The organism is Acinetobacter defluvii (assembly GCF_001704615.3).
Lineage (GTDB): Bacteria > Pseudomonadota > Gammaproteobacteria > Pseudomonadales > Moraxellaceae > Acinetobacter > Acinetobacter defluvii.
Map to the genome: position 1 here is coordinate 804,108 of NZ_CP029397.2, position 20,468 is coordinate 824,575.

The 20,468-nt window shown below is 37.0% G+C and carries 12 protein-coding genes; 7 read left to right on the forward strand and 5 right to left on the reverse strand.

Annotation, left to right across the window (positions count from 1 at the left end; genetic code table 11):
- The first annotated feature begins 185 nt into the window (after nt 1-185).
- Nucleotides 186-3,176, forward strand: coding sequence for a DEAD/DEAH box helicase (locus DJ533_RS06245; protein ID WP_065993695.1), 2,991 nt, complete (start codon nt 186-188; stop codon nt 3,174-3,176).
- A 605-nt stretch (nt 3,177-3,781) separates the two neighbouring features.
- Nucleotides 3,782-8,248: an NACHT domain-containing protein gene (locus tag DJ533_RS06250; protein WP_065993694.1), complete on the forward strand. Its 4,467-nt coding sequence runs from the start codon at nt 3,782-3,784 to the stop codon at nt 8,246-8,248.
- 114 nt (nt 8,249-8,362) lie between these two features.
- Here the strand turns inward: DJ533_RS06250 and DJ533_RS06255 are convergent, their stop codons facing one another.
- The 4 genes from DJ533_RS06255 to DJ533_RS06265 form a co-directional block, all read right to left on the reverse strand.
- A complete protein-coding gene (locus DJ533_RS06255; RefSeq protein ID WP_065993693.1) occupies nt 8,363-9,646 on the reverse strand; it encodes a ribonucleotide-diphosphate reductase subunit beta in 1,284 nt (427 codons plus the stop codon).
- Nucleotides 9,647-9,787: 141 nt separating this feature from the next.
- A complete protein-coding gene (locus tag DJ533_RS06260; protein ID WP_081406093.1) occupies nt 9,788-9,919 on the reverse strand; it encodes a preprotein translocase subunit YajC in 132 nt (43 codons plus the stop codon).
- Between the two features lie 55 nt (nt 9,920-9,974).
- The gene (locus tag DJ533_RS19055; protein WP_267285739.1) at nt 9,975-10,097 is read right to left on the reverse strand and encodes a hypothetical protein; all 123 of its coding nucleotides are present in this window, start codon (nt 10,095-10,097) and stop codon (nt 9,975-9,977) included.
- A gap of 265 nt (nt 10,098-10,362) precedes the next feature.
- Nucleotides 10,363-13,176, reverse strand: coding sequence for a ribonucleoside-diphosphate reductase subunit alpha (locus DJ533_RS06265; RefSeq protein ID WP_065993692.1), 2,814 nt, complete (start codon nt 13,174-13,176; stop codon nt 10,363-10,365).
- A gap of 600 nt (nt 13,177-13,776) precedes the next feature.
- On the opposite strand from DJ533_RS06265, the gene bfmR reads away from it, so the two are divergent.
- Together bfmR and bfmS are read left to right on the forward strand one after the other, a co-directional pair.
- A complete protein-coding gene (gene bfmR / locus DJ533_RS06270) occupies nt 13,777-14,493 on the forward strand; it encodes a response regulator transcription factor BfmR (RefSeq protein ID WP_065993691.1) in 717 nt (238 codons plus the stop codon).
- Between the two features lie 46 nt (nt 14,494-14,539).
- Entirely contained in the window at nt 14,540-16,168 is a 1,629-nt protein-coding gene (gene bfmS / locus DJ533_RS06275; RefSeq protein WP_065993690.1) for a sensor histidine kinase BfmS, read from the forward strand.
- A gap of 82 nt (nt 16,169-16,250) precedes the next feature.
- On the opposite strand, the gene DJ533_RS06280 is transcribed toward bfmS, so the two are convergent.
- Nucleotides 16,251-16,607: a hypothetical protein gene (locus DJ533_RS06280; protein ID WP_065993689.1), complete on the reverse strand. Its 357-nt coding sequence runs from the start codon at nt 16,605-16,607 to the stop codon at nt 16,251-16,253.
- Between the two features lie 742 nt (nt 16,608-17,349).
- Here DJ533_RS06280 and ndhC point away from each other — a divergent pair.
- The 3 genes from ndhC to nuoC all read left to right on the forward strand — a co-directional run bounded on the left by ndhC (nt 17,350) and on the right by nuoC (nt 20,457).
- Entirely contained in the window at nt 17,350-17,898 is a 549-nt protein-coding gene (ndhC, locus tag DJ533_RS06285; protein ID WP_065993688.1) for an NADH-quinone oxidoreductase subunit A, read from the forward strand.
- A gap of 7 nt (nt 17,899-17,905) precedes the next feature.
- On the forward strand, nt 17,906-18,583 hold the full coding sequence (locus DJ533_RS06290; RefSeq protein WP_065993687.1) for a NuoB/complex I 20 kDa subunit family protein: 678 nt from the start codon (nt 17,906-17,908) through the stop codon (nt 18,581-18,583).
- 86 nt (nt 18,584-18,669) lie between these two features.
- Complete coding sequence (gene nuoC, locus DJ533_RS06295; RefSeq protein ID WP_065993686.1) at nt 18,670-20,457, forward strand: NADH-quinone oxidoreductase subunit C/D; 1,788 nt, start codon at nt 18,670-18,672, stop codon at nt 20,455-20,457.
- Nucleotides 20,458-20,468 lie beyond the last annotated feature (11 nt).

Sequence of the window (20,468 nt, forward strand, 5' to 3'; positions counted from 1 at the left end):
TATTTCTTCAAATACCTATATGTTGTAGTTAATTCTTAATTTTTTTATGAAAAATATAGACTTATAAAAAAATCATCCCAATTAAATATAATATTTATATGATGGTTTACCCCCCGATTTCTTGTCTAAAAACATTAAATGTGTTAAAGAAATACGAAATATAATTTTTTATAAAGTGGGTTTATATGGGGCAATTAGAAGAGTTTAAAGTAGGGAAAAGTACGATAACTAAGCTGTCATTCAATGATCATGAGCACTCACCCGATTCAGTTTTTAAATCATGGTTGAAGTCTAATTTGATTTTTATTGAAGAAAATCAAGCTTTAGGAGTTATTGGACTTAGACCACCACAATTAGGTGGAATATTTGCAGCTCTGGGCTATGAAAAATCTGATGAGAAAAATGCAGCGACAATTGTTATGCCAACGGGCACAGGTAAAACTGAAACGATTCTATCAATTGTAGTAGCTGGTAAGTTTAAAAAAACTCTTGTTATTGTTCCATCAGATGCCCTACGAGAGCAGACAAAAACTAAGTTTGTTGAACTTGGTTTATTAAGAGAGTTAGGTCTAGTTACGAATGATATTCTTAATCCAGTAGTTTCAACTATCAAACATGGGATTACTAATACGGAAGAATTATCCAAAATATTAAATGCTAATGTTTTAATAGCATCTGCGGCTTCATTATCAAAATTTTCAAAAGAATTTTTTGATAAGCTTACTAGTGAATGTACACATTTAATAGTTGACGAGGCTCATCATGTAACGGCTTCTACTTGGGCAAGGATTAAATCACAATTTAGAGATAAATCAGTCTTTCAATTTACAGCCACTCCATTCCGAAGTGATGGTTCAAGGGTAGAAGGAAAAATAATATTCAATTACCCTTTAAAACGGGCACAAGAGGAAGGATATTTCAAACCTATCATTTTTCATCCTGTACGAGAATTTGTTGAAGAAAAATCGGATGAGGCGATAGCTAAGCAAGCTATATTGTTATTAAGAGAAGATTTAGAAAATGGGTTAGATCACATAGTTATGGCTAGAGCTTCATCTATGAAGCGAGCTAAAGATATCTTCAGTATATATTCGAAAGAAACAGATCTTAAACCTGTATTAATAGATAGTAAAACTAAGAAGAAAGCAGAAGTTCTTAAAGCAATTAGAAATAGAGAACATAAGATCATCGTATGTGTAAATATGCTTGGAGAGGGATTCGATCTTCCTCAGTTGAAAATTTCAGCCATTCATGACCCCCATAAAAGTATCAATGTAATGCTCCAATTTACGGGTAGATTTACAAGAACGACTAAGAATGTTGGTGATGCCAAGTTTATTGCAAATATTGCCAATCCTAATGTCAATGAAAGTTTGGAAGAACTTTATAAAGAAGATTCAGACTGGAATACAGTAATTAGCAGTATTAGCTCTAGAAAAATTAAAAATGAAAAAGAGTATCAAGCATTTCGAGAGGAATTTTCTGAACCTAGTAAATTATTAGATTTGGGATTAACTCCGAGTATAAGTACTACTATTTATAAGATGAAGTTTGCTAAATGGAAGCCAGAGCGGTTTAGTGAGTTTGGGAATAAACAGTTTCAGATCGTAGATTCAGTAATTAATGACGAACAGGATACATTGATTTTTTCTGTTAAGTCTTATCTACCCGTAGGCTGGACAAGTTCTAAGGAGCTTTTTGATGAATCATGGGATTTATATATTGCTTTCTATGACAAGGATACAGATTTACTTTTTATCCATTCCTCTTCGAAAGATGGATTAGTCAAGAGATTAATGCAACTAATCGCGGAAGATGCTATTCAGATCAAAGGAGAATATATATTTAGAGCATTGGCTCATTTAAAAAGATTAAAGCTTCAAAATGTTGGTCTTAATAAAAATAAGAAGGGGCTACGTTATTCCATGCATACGGGAACAGAAATTAATGATCAAATTCCCGACATAGAGGCAAATAGAGCAACTAAATCGAATATTTTTGGTAAAGGGTATGAAAATGGTCAGCTTGTAAGTATTGGCTGTTCATATAAAGGTAAAATTTGGGCAATGGATAGTGATTCTTTAGACCAGTGGGTAGCATGGTGCAAAGGAGTGGGTACTAAAATACTAGACGATACTATTAATACAAATGATGTTATGAAAACAGCCATGCAAACTGAGGAGTTGGAAGAGTTTCCAAATGTTCAGGTACTTGCTGTTGAATGGCCAATAGAAATTCTTAGAAAAAATGAATCGAAAATAATTGTTAAAACGACTAAATGGCAAGAATCATTAATAAATTGTGACCTAATTTTTAGTGATGAGCAGAATTTAGATCTGAAAGAGCTTAAGTTCTGTTTAAGAACACAATATGGACTTAGTAAAATTTCCATGAGGATTAAAAGTCGTGGAGAAGTAGTCTTCCATTCAGAAGATAGTCTGGAGATCAAAATAGGCGAACAATTATATTCAATTGCTGAGTTCTTTGAGGAAAATCCTCCGACGCTCTTTTTGAGAGATACTTCAATAATCGATGGTGGTTTTAGATATTACCCTAATGATAATTATGCTTACAAATATGACATTAATAATACGGAAGACTGGGACTGGCAGGGTGTTGATATATCCGTTGAATCACAAACAGAAAGTAAGCTAAAGCATTCAATTCAATATTCTACGATTAACAAAGTTATGAATGACTATGATTTTATTTTTGATGATGATGGCGCAGGTGAAATTGCTGATATCGTCGCAATAAAGAATATTGATGATAATAAACTAATCATAGACTTATTCCATTGTAAATATTGTTCTAAAAAAGATGGAGTAGCTAAACCAGGTGCGAGAATTGATGATGTATACCAAGTTGTAGGGCAAGCAGAAAAAAGTGTTAAGTGGTTTGCAGATAAAGAAAGATTAATTTTGCGTTTAATGGAAAGAGAACGAGATCGTTTGAGCCAAGGTAAAGCTTCTAGAATCGATAAAGGAAAGTTCGAGGACTTAATCAACTTAGCAAAAATTGCAAGGTATGCTGACTTTCAGCTAGGTATTGCTATTGTTCAACCTGCAATTTCCAAAAAGAAGATTTCTGATGATCAATTGACTGTGATTGGTGCTACGGCTGCATATATAGATGAAATTAGTGGTGTAAAGCTACGAGTAATAATTAACCAATAATATTTTTTAGCTCAATTATTTTATTATTAACGGATTGATTGGTGACCAAAAAAATTGTCACCAATCTAACTCAAAGGTGTCTATAAAATTAGTGGCTATTCAGCCAATTTATAGAACAGGATTTAGTGTAACAAGCATTGAACGTGGATATGACCAAGTTAATGCATTAATAAATAAAAAACTCATAGAGTTATACCCACATCACAACCCTAGAAAAACACCATGACAGTTTATGTGTCGCACAATCGTCACACAACATAAGGCTTGTTATTACGAGATTTTTAGATTCAATAACTCTAAGCATTGGACTGCTCCCAATATCCTAGACATGAGATAGCCTCATTTTGACGTTACCTTAAATGCTTTTGTCTCATCTCGTGGAAAATCGAATGATGCCTAGTAGCCCAATTGCAAACATCTCAATTTAATCAAACACAGCATATTTCATTCTATATACTTTGTAGCTCCTCCCTTTAATCCTTTCCTTCTTTATATGCGGTAGAGTATTGTTGGCTATTCAGAGAGAAATTTAAAATATTTACTTTGAGCCTGAAATTTAATTTATATAGTATAAACAGTATATTAAGTTGTTTTAAGAGAGTTTTATGTTTGATTTTTCTTCTATTAAATCAATTGATGCAAGTGGACCGAGAGGTGCATTTGAAGAGCTTATGTGTCAACTAGCTCAATTAGAACAATTTACTGGCTTTAATGAGTTTAGAAGAGTTGAAGGTGCTGGTGGTGATGGGGGACTTGAGGCTTATTGGTTACTTGAGACTGGAGAAAAAATTGGGTATCAAGCCAAGTACTTTCTTAAGAGTGGCGGAATTGATTGGTCTCAAATCAATGGATCTGTAGAGGAAGCTTTTAATAATCATTCAAAGTTAACCAAATATGTTATTGCTGTTGCATGTGATTTGACTGATGTAACAGGTAAGCGAGGAAAGACAGGATGGGAGCATTGGAAAAATTGGAGTAAACAATGGAGTGATAAATATAAAAAGCCTTCTGGCGAATCAGTCGAGTTCGAGATATGGACCGCAAGTGAACTTTCTAGTCGATTAATGCAGCCAGAATATGCGGGTTTAGTCAAATATTTTTTTGGAAAAACTTCTTTAACTCCTGAATGGTTTAGAACTAAATTAGATGAATCTTTAGCTACTTTAGATGAGCGTTACACACCAGAGCACCATGTTAATGTTGAAGTTGAGATGGTATTTCATGCTCTTTCAAGATCTGAAGATATTTTTAATCAAGTATATGCTTTTAAAGAAAAAATTTATAATTGGGAGTTCTTAACCCAAGTTTTATACAAGGTAAACAATTTTACTTTTGATGAACAATTAATAACTAAAATTTACCAGCATAAGAGTGATTTTCTAAAAATATTCGATGAAATTAATGTATCGGAGTACAACCATTGGGATATAAATAAGTGGTCTGATTTGACTTCCAACTTTTTAAACATAGTAGTGCAATTGGAGAATATATTTGGGTATAACCATAAGCATGAAAACTATTATAGTTTAAGGCAAATCTACCAAAATCTCAGTTACCTTGAGGGAATTTTAAATGACTTTAAAAGTCTAATTAATAATAAATATTTTAAATGTATCAATAGTAACGTTGCTTTAATTCATGGATCAGCAGGAACTGGAAAAAGTCATCTTCTAGCAAAAGGAACATTAAGTGCACTTAAAGAAAATCATCCTGCTATCCTTATGCTAGGTCAAAATTTCAACGATGAGGCTTTTGGAATACAGATTTCAAAAATATTGGAATTACCAGATTTTACTCTAGATGATTTTTTATCAGCTATGGACGTAGCTGGGAAAGTAAATCGCCGAAAATCGCTCATTACAATTGATGCTATTAATGAAGGCATAGGATGTAGATTTTGGTCAAATAATTTGTCTATTTTTTTATCCAAGTTGAAAAAATATAAGAACTTGTGTTGTATTGTTTCATGTAGAAAAGAATATTTTCACTTAGCGGTATCTGAGAGTTTAAGAAAATGTCACCCTACTTTTGAAATAAAAGGTTTTTCAACTTATGAGGAACAAGTGAATGCAGCTAAAGTTTATTTAGATAAGTTTAATATTGCTAGACCAAGCACTCCTTGGTTAGCCCCCGAGTTTGTTAATCCCTTATTTTTAAGGTCACTTTGTAACTCATTAAAACAGAATAACCAAACAGAAATTCCTACTGGATTACAGGGTTCGACGAAATTGCTTAGATACTATATGGAAAGTATTTCTAAATATATAGAAAATAAGGAATCAATAACTAGTAGTTTATGGCAATTATTTGGTCGAACTCTTAAAAGCTTAGCTGGTCAAATGTTTTTAATGCGTCGTGATTATTTATCGATTGATGAATGTCATGGCTTAGTTAATCAAACTTTTCATCAAGTCATCTTAAGAACTGAAAGTTCGTGGTTAGATGTGTTTTTAAATAATGGCCTCTTAAGAAATGATCCTAACCCTAATAAATTAGATGAATTTGATAGTGATCATGTTATTAGATTTACTTTCCAACGTTTTCAAGATCACTTCATGGCTGAGAAATTTATAGAATGCCAAACAAATATTCATAAGATGTTTGAGTTTTCTGATAATCAATTTCTTTTTGAAAATGGAGTAATAAATTGGAATTGGAGAGGGTTATTTTCTGCTTTAGCATTTATATTGCCTGAAAAGCATCAACTAGAATTAGTTGATGTTCTTCCTTCCACAGTAAATAGTAATTGGTGGGACGAATGGGATATTCAAGAATCTTTCGTTGATAGTATACAATGGCGTTCAAGAGATGCTTTCTTTGATAGATCTCGCGAACTACTCAATAAATTAACTTATCAAGACCCACTAGATGTTTTAATTAAAATTTCTACAGCTGATCATCCTTGGAATGCTGAGTTCTTGAACTCGAAGTTACTGCCATTGAGCATGCCTGTAAGGGATTCATTTTGGACCGTATGGGTTAATCAGCAGTCAAGTGAAAGTGATTCAACAGTAGGTATTTTGTTAGATTGGTGTTTGAAAGGCCAACAACGTGGCATTAAAACGTATAACCAGTATTTGGCTAGCTTAGCTATATGTTGGATTTTTTCTTCAAGTAATAGATCAATTCGTGATAATGCAACAAAATCTTTAACTCAATTATTTTGTATAAATCCAGATTTATTTCCACAGCTTTTAGATAATTTTATAAAGGTTGATGACCTTTATATTCTCGAGAGACTTTTAGCAGCAGCATATGGAGCATGTTGTATAAATTCTGATACTTGCGTAATCAATAGATATTCAAGAAAAATTTTCGATTTAATTTTTTTCAATAATACTCCGCCTTATGGGACACTCCTTCGAGATTATGCTTTAGGTGTCATTGAATTGGGAGATTATCTAGGTTGTCTTGATAGCGATATTAATTTAAATATTGCTAAACCTCCTTATAACTCTCCTAAGCCAAAATTCAATATCACTAAGAATAAGATTGAAAGATTAGCTAAATACTCTGGTTGTGAGGCAATTTTTTGGTCGGCTGCTCAGAATATGGGAGATTTCTCAAATTATGAAATTTGGCCAAGAGTGAGAGAGTTTATTAAAGTACCTTTGACAAAAAAAGTTTCTTTAACCAAACGTCAGAGAATTTCAAATTTTAGTAATGTCATTCAAGGTTTAGGTGGCAAAATTTCAAAAGAGTTTGAAGAATTACAGCGGGTACTTAATCCTTATCAATATGGAATTTCAAGTATAGAGGATATATTCAAAGAGTCTCCTGCTGTACCTCAGGAGAAGCTAATACAATGGGAAATAGATAAGAAAATCCAGAAAGATAAATTTTTAAAGCTATTAAATGATCGATTAAAAGCAGAAGCATTTGAAATAATTCCTTTGCTATTCAGTAATGATAGGGATCCTCTAGATGAAAGAGGATTTGATAAAAATTTAGTTTGTAATTGGGTAGCTTATAGAGCCTATAGATATGGTTGGACAGCTAAACTTTTCCCCCGTGATAGAAGTATGGGGGATTCCTCTCGACAACGTGCTTTGACAGAAAGAGTAGGTAAAAAATATCAGTGGTTAGCACTAGAGGAATTACTTTCCCGATTAGCCGATAATTTTTGGATAAGTGAGGATTACTCGGAGAGTGTACCAAGAGTATACGTCAATCCATTATCTCTTGGATTTCAAAGAGACATTGATCCAACTATTTTATTTGATTTACAACAGTTAAGTAGTAATAAAGTTAAAGATATGCAGGAATTTGAACCTTTTATAACTTTGGAAAATACAGATGAAAAAGATTTGCTTGAATTCCCTTTTAACAAGGATCTCACTTTAAATATTAATAAATTGCCCTTTAGGCAGTGTAAAAATGGTGAAAAATGGTTAGTACTCTATGAGCACCAATCTGTAAAAGAGAAGTATCCTGAGGGAGTTGGTATGCATGGGTTAAGACGTGAAGAATTTAGATTTCTTGTTACTGTCTTAGCTAATAAATCTCAAGCTAGCTCAATTGCAAATTTTATTTTAGATAAAGGTCTTAGAGGTATCGATACATACATTCCAGATATAACTGACCAAGCTTACTTTTTAGAGAATCCTTGGCGAAATACATGGGATCAAAACAAATTTGAAACCTCATCATGGAATGTGCCAGAAAATGCCAGTTATGCTCGGTGTTTAAATAATTTCATCTGGGAATCTCATTTAGATGCATCCATATCAGATGGTGTCAATTTAAATTTGCCTACACCTTGGGTTTGTCATGAACTAAATCTTAATTTTAATAAAGACTCTTTAACATGGGATGACCATGAAGGTAATGTAGTAATAAGGAATATTAGTTTTGAGGCAAATACATGTACTTTGTTGAATTATAAAGCTGCGGAAAAATTCTTTAACGAAGATAAAACTTTTATATCTATCTATCTCTCTGAAAGGGGGGCTTGGCTCAAAGGAAGTAATGGAAATGTTTCATGGGTAAGGGTTGAGGGCGTATGTTGGAAAAATGGAACAAGAGTTTTCGAGAAAACTAAAATAAAAGAAACAAGAAAAAATACGGAATGAAAAAATAGAGCCATTAGGCTCTATTTTTTATGCTTTAGCATAGCTGATTAAATTTGTAACAGTCTTGAAATATGTGTCAAAAATCTCGCATTATCTGTCATTCAGCGACTTAACTTACCAACTTAATGCACCACCAGTTTGATAATCAGTGACACGTGTTTCAAAGAAATTCTTCTCTTTACGCAAGTCCATCATTTCCGACATCCACTGGAATGGATTGTTCACTCCTGAGAACTGTTCAGGTAGTCCTAGTTGCGCTAAGCGACGGTTACAAATGAATTTCAAGTACTCTTCCATCATTGCAGCATTCATACCCAATACGCCACGAGGCATGGTGTCACGCGCATATTCGATCTCAAGTACTGTGCCTTCAAGAATCATTTGAATAATTTCTTCTTGGAACTCAGCTGTCCAAAGGTGTGGATTTTCGATCTTGATTTGGTTGATCATGTCGATACCAAAGTTCAAGTGCATCGATTCATCACGTAAGATGTATTGGAACTGTTCAGCAACACCATTCATCTTGTTACGACGACCCATTGACAAGATTTGGCTGAAACCACAGTAGAAGAAGATCCCTTCAAGTACACAATAGAATGCGATCAAGTTACGCAGTAAGATTTGATCATTCTCAGGTGTTCCTGTTTTAAATGTAGGATCACTTAAAGACTGCGTATATTTCAAGCCCCATGCTGCTTTACGTGCAACTGATGGAACTTCACGGTACATGTTGAAGACTTCGCCTTCGTCCATACCTAAAGATTCGATACAGTATTGGTAAGCATGGGTATGAATTGCTTCTTCAAATGCTTGACGTAAAATATATTGGCGACATTCTGGATTGGTAATATGACGGTAAATCGCAAGTACCAAGTTGTTTGCAACCAATGAATCCGCAGTTGAGAAGAAACCAAGTGAACGCATTACAATGGTACGTTCATCTTCAGTTAAACCATTTTCAGACTTCCAAAGTGCGATGTCATGGTTCATATTGACTTCTTGTGGCATCCAGTGGTTTGCACATCCATCAAGATATTTTTGCCAAGCCCATTCGTATTTGAATGGTACAAGTTGGTTTAAGTCAGCACGGCAGTTGATCATCGCTTTATCATCAACTTGGACACGCTGCGCACCCATTTCCAGCTCTTCTAAGCCAGGTGCTACGTCTAATTTTTCTAAAGCGTCAGATGCTCTTGCCAACGAATCGGTTGGATTTGTTGATCGTGTTGAATGGGTTCCAGTGGATTGTGCAGTTGCCAAATTCTGCGATGATTGCTGTGCATCAGGTACCACTTGCGAATCAGTCGTTTTTTTCGGTTCGACGGGCGCAGGCTGGTGAGCTTGTGCAGCTTGTTTCGGTTCATCATCTTCAAAATCGTCCCAACTTAGGATAGACATATCAATTCTCTCTTCGTTGCTTTATATCTTTTATTTAGACATCTCAACTTGAGATATCCCACTATACGCTCAATTTGTGTAAGTAAAATTAAGTTTTACCAATCATTGTTTTGTTCTTGTTCGAAAGAACAAATACTTCAATCATTTATGGTGCTTACGTTTTTGTTGCTTACGAATGGCAAAAAATGCGTAGAGCGCAGGCACATAAAAAATTAAAAAGGCTAAGATTAGTGCAATTACGCCTAACTCATAGTTATGACTTAAATGAAACATCTCTTAGTCCTTTTGGGTCTTGAGAACTTTAAAAATGAAAGTTCAAGTTTTTAAATCATTTTTTAGATGATTTAGTTGGCTTTACTGTCTCAATCACTGTAGTTTTGGGATGCTTTTTTGCATATTCCAAAGTTACATATTGACCTGTGATTGCACTTCGAGCCATTTTATTTGCCATGAGCAAGTACCTCATTGATACAAAAATCAAGATGACTGTTACTGGCTCGAAAGATAATTCAGTGCTAGAATCAGCATCGCATTCACATATGCCAGCCTCGTTGTGACCATCTTGGTATCACGTCGAGATTGAAAGCCTTCTAGTTAGTTTTGCCGACGCTAGAGGGCTTTTTTATTGCCTAAATTTATAATCCCCCTAAATCCCCCTTTGTTAAGGGGGATTTTCTCCCTCCTTTGAAAAAGGAGGGTCGGGGAGGATTAAAAAATTACTGACAAGCCTCACAATCAGGATTGTCGATTGAGCATGCTTGTGGTACTGGCGCTGCATTTGAAAAACCATCTTCCTCAGCAGGCGCAGTAGGTTTCGCTTCTGCAACAGGAGCAGCAACCGTTGTTGGTTTAACTGCGTTTAATGCACCAGTATTAATGGTTGATTTCTCAGCAGATGTCGCACCCAATGCACGCAGGTAGTAGGTTGTTTTAAGACCACGTAACCATGCCATTTTATAGGTTAGGTCAAGCTTTTTACCATTCGCACCAGAGATGTAAAGGTTAAGTGACTGTGCTTGGTCGATCCATTTTTGACGACGTGATGCTGCGTCTACGATCCAACGCGGTTCAACTTCAAACGCTGTAGCAAAAATTGCTTTTAATTCTTCAGGAATACGGGCAATTTTTTGTACTGAACCTTCGAAGTGTTTCAAGTCATTGACCATTACTGAGTCCCATAGACCACGATCTTTTAACGCACGTACTAGGTACGGGTTGATCACTGTGAATTCACCAGAAAGGTTAGATTTCACATATAGGTTTTGGAAGGTTGGCTCGATCGACTGAGAAACACCACAAATATTTGAAATTGTTGCAGTTGGTGCAATTGCCATCACGTTTGAGTTACGCATACCATCTTTTTGAACTTTGGCACGTAGAGTATCCCAGTCCAAACGTTGTGTACGATCTACTTCGAACATACGTTCAGGGCGTGATTTTGCAACGATGTCTAAAGAGTCGATTGGGAGGATACCTTGATCCCACAATGAGCCTTTAAATGTTGAATACACACCACGTTCAACAGCTAAGTCGCTAGAAGTCTGGATTGCGTAGTAGCTGATCACCTCCATAGATTCATCAGCAAAATCAACTGCTGCATCAGAGCCATACGCAAGTTTCATTTCGTATAAAGCATCTTGGAAGCCCATGATGCCCATACCCACAGGGCGATGTTTCAAGTTTGAATTTTTCGCTTGTGGAACAGCGTAGTAGTTAATGTCGATCACGTTGTCGAGCATACGTACTGCTGTTTTGATGGTACGTGCTAACTTTTCACGGTCTAATACACCACCCTGTACGTGTTGTACAAGGTTAATTGAACCTAAGTTACATACTGCGATTTCGTCTTTATCTGTATTTAGGGTGATTTCTGTACATAAGTTAGAAGAATGCACTACACCTACATGTTGTTGTGGTGAGCGTAGGTTACATACGTCTTTGAATGTGATCCATGGATGACCTGTTTCAAATAACATTGATAACATTTTACGCCATAAGTCTTTTGCACGGATTTTCTTATGTAGCAAGTTTTGTTCTTTGGCAATGCCTTCGTAGTACGCATAGCGTTCAGCAAATGCTGCACCTGTTAAATCATGCAGATCTGGCGTTTCAGAAGGTGTAAATAACGTCCATTCAGCATCTTCAAATACACGTTGCATGAACAAGTCTGGAACCCAGTTCGCAGTGTTCATGTCATGGGTACGCCGGCGGTCATCACCTGTGTTTTTACGCAGCTCTAAGAATTCTTCAATATCCAAGTGCCAAGTTTCAAGGTATGCACACACCGCACCTTTACGTTTACCACCTTGGTTTACCGCAACGGCAGTATCATTGGCAACTTTAAGGAATGGCACAACACCTTGAGATTTACCGTTTGTCCCTTTGATGTATGAGTTCAAAGCACGTACTGGTGTCCAGTCATTGCCTAAACCACCTGCCCATTTAGAAAGTAGCGCATTGTCACGCATCGCACCATAGATGTCATATAGATCATCTTGGATGGTGGTTAAGTAACAGCTTGATAACTGCGGACGTAAAGTCCCTGAGTTAAATAATGTTGGGGTAGATGCCATATAGTCGAAGCTAGACAATAAGTCATAGAATTCGATAGCACGTTGCTCTTTATCATCTTCATTGAGCGCAAGACCCATCGAAACACGCATGAAGAACAATTGCGGTAGTTCGAAACGTACACCATCAGAATGGATGAAATAGCGGTCAAACAAAGTTTGTAGACCTAAATAAGTAAATTGGTTTGAACGTTCAGGTTTGATCGCATCAGCCAATTTTTTAAGGTCAAAATTTAGTAGATCAGCAGAAAGAAGCTCTAATTCAACACCTTTGTTTAAGTAGGTTTCTAAAGCGTCATTTTCTAAAGTATCAGCAGCCAAACCTAAAAACTCTAAACCTGTCGCAACCAAATTGTCACGCAATAAACGTGCAGTCACATAAGTATAATTAGGTTCTTGTTCAATACGGGTACGTGTCGCCATCATCATAGTAGTCGAGATGTCAGACTGTTTTACACCGTTGTATAAGTTTTTAACTGTTTCATCGACAATGGCTTGAACATTAATGCCTTCTAAGCCTTCACTTGCTTTTTCAATTGTGGCTTGAAGTTTGCCCAAATCTAGAGGCTGAAGCTGACCATTCGCATCTGTGATTTGTAGCGTTGGGTGATGATGAGCACCCATTTGCTTACGTGCTTCGGCACGTTGTTCACGGTAGATGACATAAGAACGAGCAACTTTTTGCTCACCTGTACGCATCAAAGCCAGTTCAACTTGATCTTGAATTTCTTCAATGTGGATTGTGCCACCTGATGGTAAACGACGATTAAAAGTATTTAAGACCATTTCTGTGAGTTGTGTAATACGGTCATGAATACGGCTTGAATCGGCACTTTGTTGACCCTCAACTGCCAAAAAAGCTTTGCCAATTGCGACAGCAATTTTTTCTGCATCAAACGGGGCAACATCACCAGTGCGTTTAATCACTTGAAGTTGACCTGGGGTAGTCATGGCGTTCATTGTCAGCGTAGCTCCATTGTCATCATTGTTATGTTTATGGACCATTTGAATCGCACGAATATCGTCGGATATGTAGTTGCGATATTTAAGGACTAAACACAATACTTAGTGGTTTAATTTAACTTAGGACACAAGATACGGTAAAAATTAGGGGAGATCAATATTGACATTTCGATAAATTTTTTTCTCACTACAGCAAGAAAAAATTGAAATATTGAGGTGCTCTTGTGAGCTTGTTATATATGCCTTATTAGACAAGGGCATAGCATAACAAACTCTAGTAAAGCTGCTTATAGATAACCTTGTGGATAACTAAAAACAGTAGGTTTAAAGAGACAGAATGTGAACAATGAAATATTTTGTATAGAAAACGTACTTTTAAATCACAAGAAATTTAAACAATTAAAAAAAACGTGATTTTATCCATGAAAATGGTCGACAATTCAATGACTAGTAAAAATATAACAAAATGCTACTGTCGTGTATCAGTTTGGTGAATGGGGTCTTGTTTACAATGTAAACGTGTGTATATTGCAAAACATAGCGTGTTGAATCTGCGAGATTTGTACGCAGATACCAAATTAAATAAGGGGCATATGAATGAGCCAAGAAGAAAAGTTACCAAAAATTTTAATCGTTGAAGATGATGAGCGTTTAGCACGTTTGACTCAAGAGTATTTGATCCGTAATGGACTTGAAGTTGGGGTAGAACCAGACGGCAACCGTGCGATTCGTCGTATTATTGCAGAACAGCCAGATATGGTCGTATTGGATGTGATGTTGCCAGGTGCAGATGGTTTAACAGTGTGCCGTGAAGTTCGTCCACATTATCATCAACCGATTTTGATGTTGACAGCACGTACAGAAGATATGGATCAAGTTCTTGGTTTGGAAATGGGCGCGGATGACTATGTGGCTAAACCTGTACAGCCGCGTGTACTGCTAGCGCGTATCCGTGCATTGTTGCGTCGTACAGATAAAGCACCTGAGGATGAAGTTGCACAGCGTATCGAGTTTGATGACTTGGTCATTGATAATGGTGGTCGTTCAGTGACCTTAAATGGTGAGTTGGTTGATTTCACCAGTGCTGAATATGACCTTTTATGGCTACTGGCATCAAATGCTGGACGTATTTTGTCACGTGAAGATATTTTTGAACGTCTTCGTGGAATTGAATATGATGGTCAAGACCGTTCAATCGATGTGCGTATCTCACGTATTCGCCCAAAAATCGGCGATGATCCTGAAAATCCAAAACGTATTAAAACGGTACGTAGTAAAGGTTACCTATTTGTTAAAGAAACGAATGGGATGTAATGCTATTTTCCTCTAGGAAATATAGCGCTAGATTAAGGTCGTTTTCGTGTCAAAACACAGCATATTCCTGCGTATTTACGCAGGATTAGTTATTCTTGTCGTCTTGGTTGCATTGTTTGGTTATTTGCTGGTGCAAATTATCAACTATCAACGTGCACAAGAATATCGTGAATCTCTCACAGACGGTATTTCTTATGTTATTAGTGAGGGTGTGGCACGACAACAAACAGACCAACAAAGAGCAGACTGGATTTCAGATGCTTCTGATTTGCTTGAACTGCCTATTCATTATGTAGATGCCAATAAAGTTGAGTTATCTAGAACTGAAAACAAGCGTATAGAGAGTCAAAAAGCGGTTGTACGCTATGATGCAGAACATGGTGTAGCATATTTGGTCTTAGGGATTCGGAATGATCCAAAGCATTACTTATATGTCAAAGTGGATCAGTTTGCTGAAAGACAAATGCGTGCTTTACCTGTCTTTATCATGGATTATCTTGTTTATTATCCAGGTCAAGAACAAGAATATCTAAAAAAAATACAAGAACATTTTTACTATAATGTTTCATTAGAAAAAGTTTCCGAGTTAAACCTTGATCCTGAACAGCTGGGGCGATTGCGTTCTGATCAATCGGTAATTTTATGGCGAGACAGTGCTACTGCACGTGGAACAACACTTTCTATCGTTTCACCCTTGCCAAACTCCCCAAGTGAAGCCCTTGTGATTGGTCCAGTCCCAATGTTCAACTGGATGCCAGTTAAACTTGCGGCTGGTATTACTTTACTCAGTATGTTTTTACTGTGTTTAGGCGTTTATGGCTTAATTGTCCCAATGCAACGTAAATTAAAGCTGGTGAATGATGCTTTAGATGTTATGAAAACAGGAGATATGTCGCATCGTGTACCTGTAGAAGGACATGATGAGTTGGCAAGTTTGGCAACCAGTTATAACAGCATGTCAGATCATATTCAGCGTCTTATTGAGGCGCAACGTGAATTGATGCGGGCAGTATCACATGAGCTACGTACGCCTGTAGCACGGATTCGTTTTGGTATGGAAATGCTAGCGGATGAGGATGATTATGAATACCGTCTGCAACAAATGGAAATGATTGATAAAGATATTGAAGCACTTAATACTTTGATTGATGAAATCATGACCTATGCCAAACTAGAGCAAGGTACGCCATCGTTAGATTTTGAAAAAATCGTTTTAATTGATGTATTAGATCAAGTCGCTGTAGAAACAGAAGCGTTAAAAACACAAAAAGAAATTCATCTGGTGCCATTGGCGAATGATATCGTGGTGGAAGCAGAGCGTCGTTATTTGCATCGTGTCGTGCAAAACTTGGTTGGGAATGCGATCCGTTATTGTGATGATCGGATTAGTATCAGTGGTGGGATTGATGCGAATACAGGCATGGCATACGTTTGCGTTGAGGATGATGGGCCTGGTATTGCCGAAGAGGATCGTAAACGTATCTTTGAAGCTTTTGCACGCTTAGATGATAGTCGTACCCGTGCTTCAGGGGGGTATGGTTTAGGGCTTTCGATTGTGAGTCGTATCGCATACTGGTTTGGTGGAACGATTGAGGTTGATGAGAGTCCAACATTGGGTGGCGCGCGTTTTAAAATGTCTTGGCCTGCAAAAAGAATGAAACCAAAAGCTAAATAATCTTTTTAAAATAATATAAAAAAGCACCATAATTTTGGTGCTTTTTTTTATAGAATTACTTTATTCAATCATACTTATAAGACTATTGGTGTAAAGTCGCATCAGGTGCAATGATTTGCTTACCATCTCTTAGTGCTTGTAAGGCATCAGCATTAAAATCAATCAGTAAGCTATTTTGTTCAGCATCAATTTTATATTGACTGATAATTTTTTGATCACCGTTGATGGTATCCACAGTGTATTCATCTGCAATATTTAAGATGCCATCTAAATTAGTTGTGGTTGAAGCCAAATCTTGACGGAACAATTCGTAAATATCACGTAAGTCAAAAATCGCATTATTTGCATCAGGATGCTTTTTGATATACCCCTCAACATGACGTATTAATAATTGAGCAAATAAAAAATAGTTTGGTTTATGTGCAAAGTTCATGCTCATTGGTTGTACTCCTTATTATTGATTACTAGCATACACAGAATAACTTAATGAATTGTATAAACTTTATTAATGGTTGTTATGGATTTGAAAAATGAAAAAATAAAGCTTTAAATTTTTTAATTATTTTTTAGAAAATGTGATTTGGTTAAATTGAAGGTAGGTGAGAAGTAGGAAATAAAATTATATTGAAGGGGCTATTCAGTGTTTAAATCATTCATATGTTTGTGTTGATGATAATAATGCTTATTATTTAGGGTGAAATAGTTTTTATTAGGTTTAATTTATCGTATTAAGATATTTTTATTGTTCTTTGTGGGGCGGTGAGCTTTCTTGCCTTGAACAATGTAACAAAATATTTTCAATAGATGTTTTTAAACAAATTCTGTGAAAATGATCAAGATAATATCGAAATACTTGATAAAGCATATTGTTAAAAATGAAAAATAAAGTATTAAGTAACTGATTTAAATTTAAAAAACATGAATTACAGCTGTTTTTTTGAAAAAACTTATAAAAATATTGTTTTTTATTTGAGAATACGATTGATCTAGGGGATATCTGTGCGAAATGTGTGTCAATACCCTAAAAGATTAAAAAATCATCTGAAAGACTTATAGCTATAAACTAGCAACAGATGATAGCAATCGGGTACAATTGTTCAGATTTATTTTGTGTTTGGTGTATTTTTAGGCCAATACATACATTCTTTGTTAATAATAGGCCTGCCAGGAGTTATCCCCGCATGAGTGCCATTACTCCATACGATTGGGCAATTATTGCCTTCGTGATCGGTGTTACATTTCTATGTGTCTTTATGCTCACAGTCCCTTTACTCCTTGGGGGTAAAGCATGGGGGCGTGCTAAGCAAGAGCAATTTGAATCTGGTGTGGTAGGTGCTGGTGGTGCACGTATCCGCTTATCTGCAAAATTCTATTTGGTTGCAATCTTCTTTGTCGTCTTCGATTTAGAGGCGCTTTACCTCTATGCATGGGCAAACTCTGTTCGTGAAGTGGGATGGATAGGTTTTGCAGCCGCTGCTGTATTTATTTTAGTTTTACTTGTTGGTTTGGTTTATGAATTATCTACAGGGGCTTTAAACTGGTCACCTTCTGATAAACGTAAAGCAGCAGGAATTAAAGCTAAAGTAGGTTCACCAAATATGGATCTTGCAGAAATCACCCGCTTTAATTCTATTGAAGAGTTGGTTACTGACCCTACTGGTATGATTCCAGCTCAATCATCTGGTCGTGTGAAATCAAAAACACCGACTATGTCACTGAACAAGGAGTAAGTCGGGCATGAAATATACTTTAACCCGTGCGAATCCAGACGCTGATCAATATCCACTTCAAGAGCGTCAGATCGTCACAGATCCGCTTGAAGAAGAAGTGAATAAAAATGTGTTTATGACTCGTTTAGAGGACTTGGCACATACAGCTGTGAACTGGGGGCGTAAAAACTCATTATGGCCTTTTAACTTTGGTACTTCTTGCTGTTATGTGGAATATGCAACAACCTTAACAGGTGTGCATGATTTATCACGTTTTGGTGCTGAGGTTATTCGTGCTTCTCCACGTCAGGCTGACTTGATGATTGTTGCAGGCACATGCTTTGTAAAAATGGCGCCTGTGATTCAACGTTTGTACGAGCAAATGCTTGAACCTAAATGGGTGATCTCAATGGGTGCTTGTGCAAACTCTGGTGGTATGTACGACATTTATTCAGTCGTACAAGGCGTGGATAAAATCATTCCTGTAGATGTGTATGTTCCAGGTTGCCCGCCTCGTCCTGAAGCTTTAATTCAGGCATTGATGTTATTGCAAGACCAAATTCAGTTAGAGCGTCGTCCACTTTCTGCGGTAATTGGTGATGATCTTCAGCCAGTGTATAAGCCAAAGATGATGCCTGAACGTGATCGTAAGAATGCTGAACGTATTGCAGTGAAAAACTTACGCTCTATGGATGAAATTGAGTAATTTTTTCTGATGAATGTTTGACATAGCTGAAGGCTATGATCATCGGGAAATTTGACAGAATTTGTATTAAATAGGAAGCCAAGCCAATGGCTGAAACTGAAATTGCTATGCCAGAGTCAACTCCTGTTGATTCACGCCCAGCATTTGCGATTGTAGAAGATCTCAAAACCAAATTTGGTGAGAACTTTTACGTGCAACCAACGTTTGAAGATTTTCCAACGGTCTGGGTTGAGCGCGCACGTGTACAAGAAGTTTTAATGTACTTGCGTACAGTATCACGTCCTTACGTGATGCTATTTGACTTGTCAGCGGTAGATGAACGCATGCGTACACACCGTGATGGACTCCCTGCATCTGACTTTACTGTGTTCTATCACTTGTTATCGCTTGAGCGTAATAGTGATATTCGTATTAAAGTTGCGTTGAGTGATAGTGATTTAAATATCCCAACAGCAACCAATATTTGGCCAAATGCCAATTGGTACGAACGTGAAGCTTACGATATGTTTGGCATTAACTTCGAAGGGCATCCAATGCTTCGTCGTATTTTGTTGCCAACGTATTGGGAAGGTCACCCACTTCGTAAAGAATATTCTGCACGTGCAACTGAATATACGCCGTATATGCAGGACAAAGCCAAACAAGACTTTGAACAAGAACATTTGCGTTTTGTTCCTGAGGACTGGGGCTTAAAGCGGGGCAATAAAGACGAAGACTTTATGTTCTTGAACTTAGGTCCAAACCATCCTTCTGCGCACGGTGCGTTCCGTGTCATCTTGCAGTTAGATGGTGAAGAAGTGAAAGACTGCGTACCTGATATCGGTTATCACCACCGTGGTGTGGAAAAAATGGCTGAACGTCAGACTTGGCATTCATTCATTCCTTATACAGACCGTGTGGATTATTTAGGTGGTTGTGCGCAAAACATGCCTTATGTGATGGGTGTGGAACAAATGGCAGGAATCACTGTTCCTGATCGTGCACAATGTATCCGTGTCATGTTGTCTGAATTGTTCCGTATCAATAACCACTTGTTATACATCGGTACTGCGATTCAGGATGCGGGCGGTATGACCCCAGTATTCTATATGTTTGCAGATCGTCAAAAAATCTATGATGCGATTGAGGCGATCACAGGTTTCCGTATGCATCCAGCATGGTTCCGTATTGGTGGGACAGCACACGATCTTCCAAACAACTGGCAAAAATTGATTCGCGAAATTTTAGACTGGTTACCAAAGCGTTTGAAGGAATATCACAAAGCAGCACTGAAAAACTCAGTGTTTGTTGGTCGTACCCGTAATGTTGCGCAATACGATGCAAAATCTGCATTGGCTTGGGGGGTAACAGGGACTGGCTTACGTGCGACAGGTATTGATTTCGATGTGCGTAAATATCGCCCGTATAGTGGCTACGAAAACTATGATTTCGAAGTGCCATTAGAATATGAGGGTGATGCGTATGCACGTGTGATCGTGCATTATCGTGAAATCGAAGAGTCATTAAAAATTGTCAAACAATGCTTGGATAATATGCCTTCTGGTCCTTATAAAGCGGATCATCCTTTGGCAGTTCCACCACCAAAAGACAAGACTTTGCACGATATTGAAACCTTGATTACGCACTTCTTGAGCGTGTCATGGGGTCCTGTAATGCCTGCAGGTGAAGCGTCTGTGATGGCAGAAGTGGTAAAAGGTGCGTCAAACTATTATCTGACTTCAGATAAGTCAACGATGAGTTATCGTACCCGTATTCGCACACCAACTTTCACGCATTTACAGCAAATTCCTTCTGTGATTAACGGCAGTCTTGTATCTGACTTGATCATTTATTTAGCGACGATTGACGTTGTTATGGCTGACGTGGATCGCTAAGGGGTACGCAT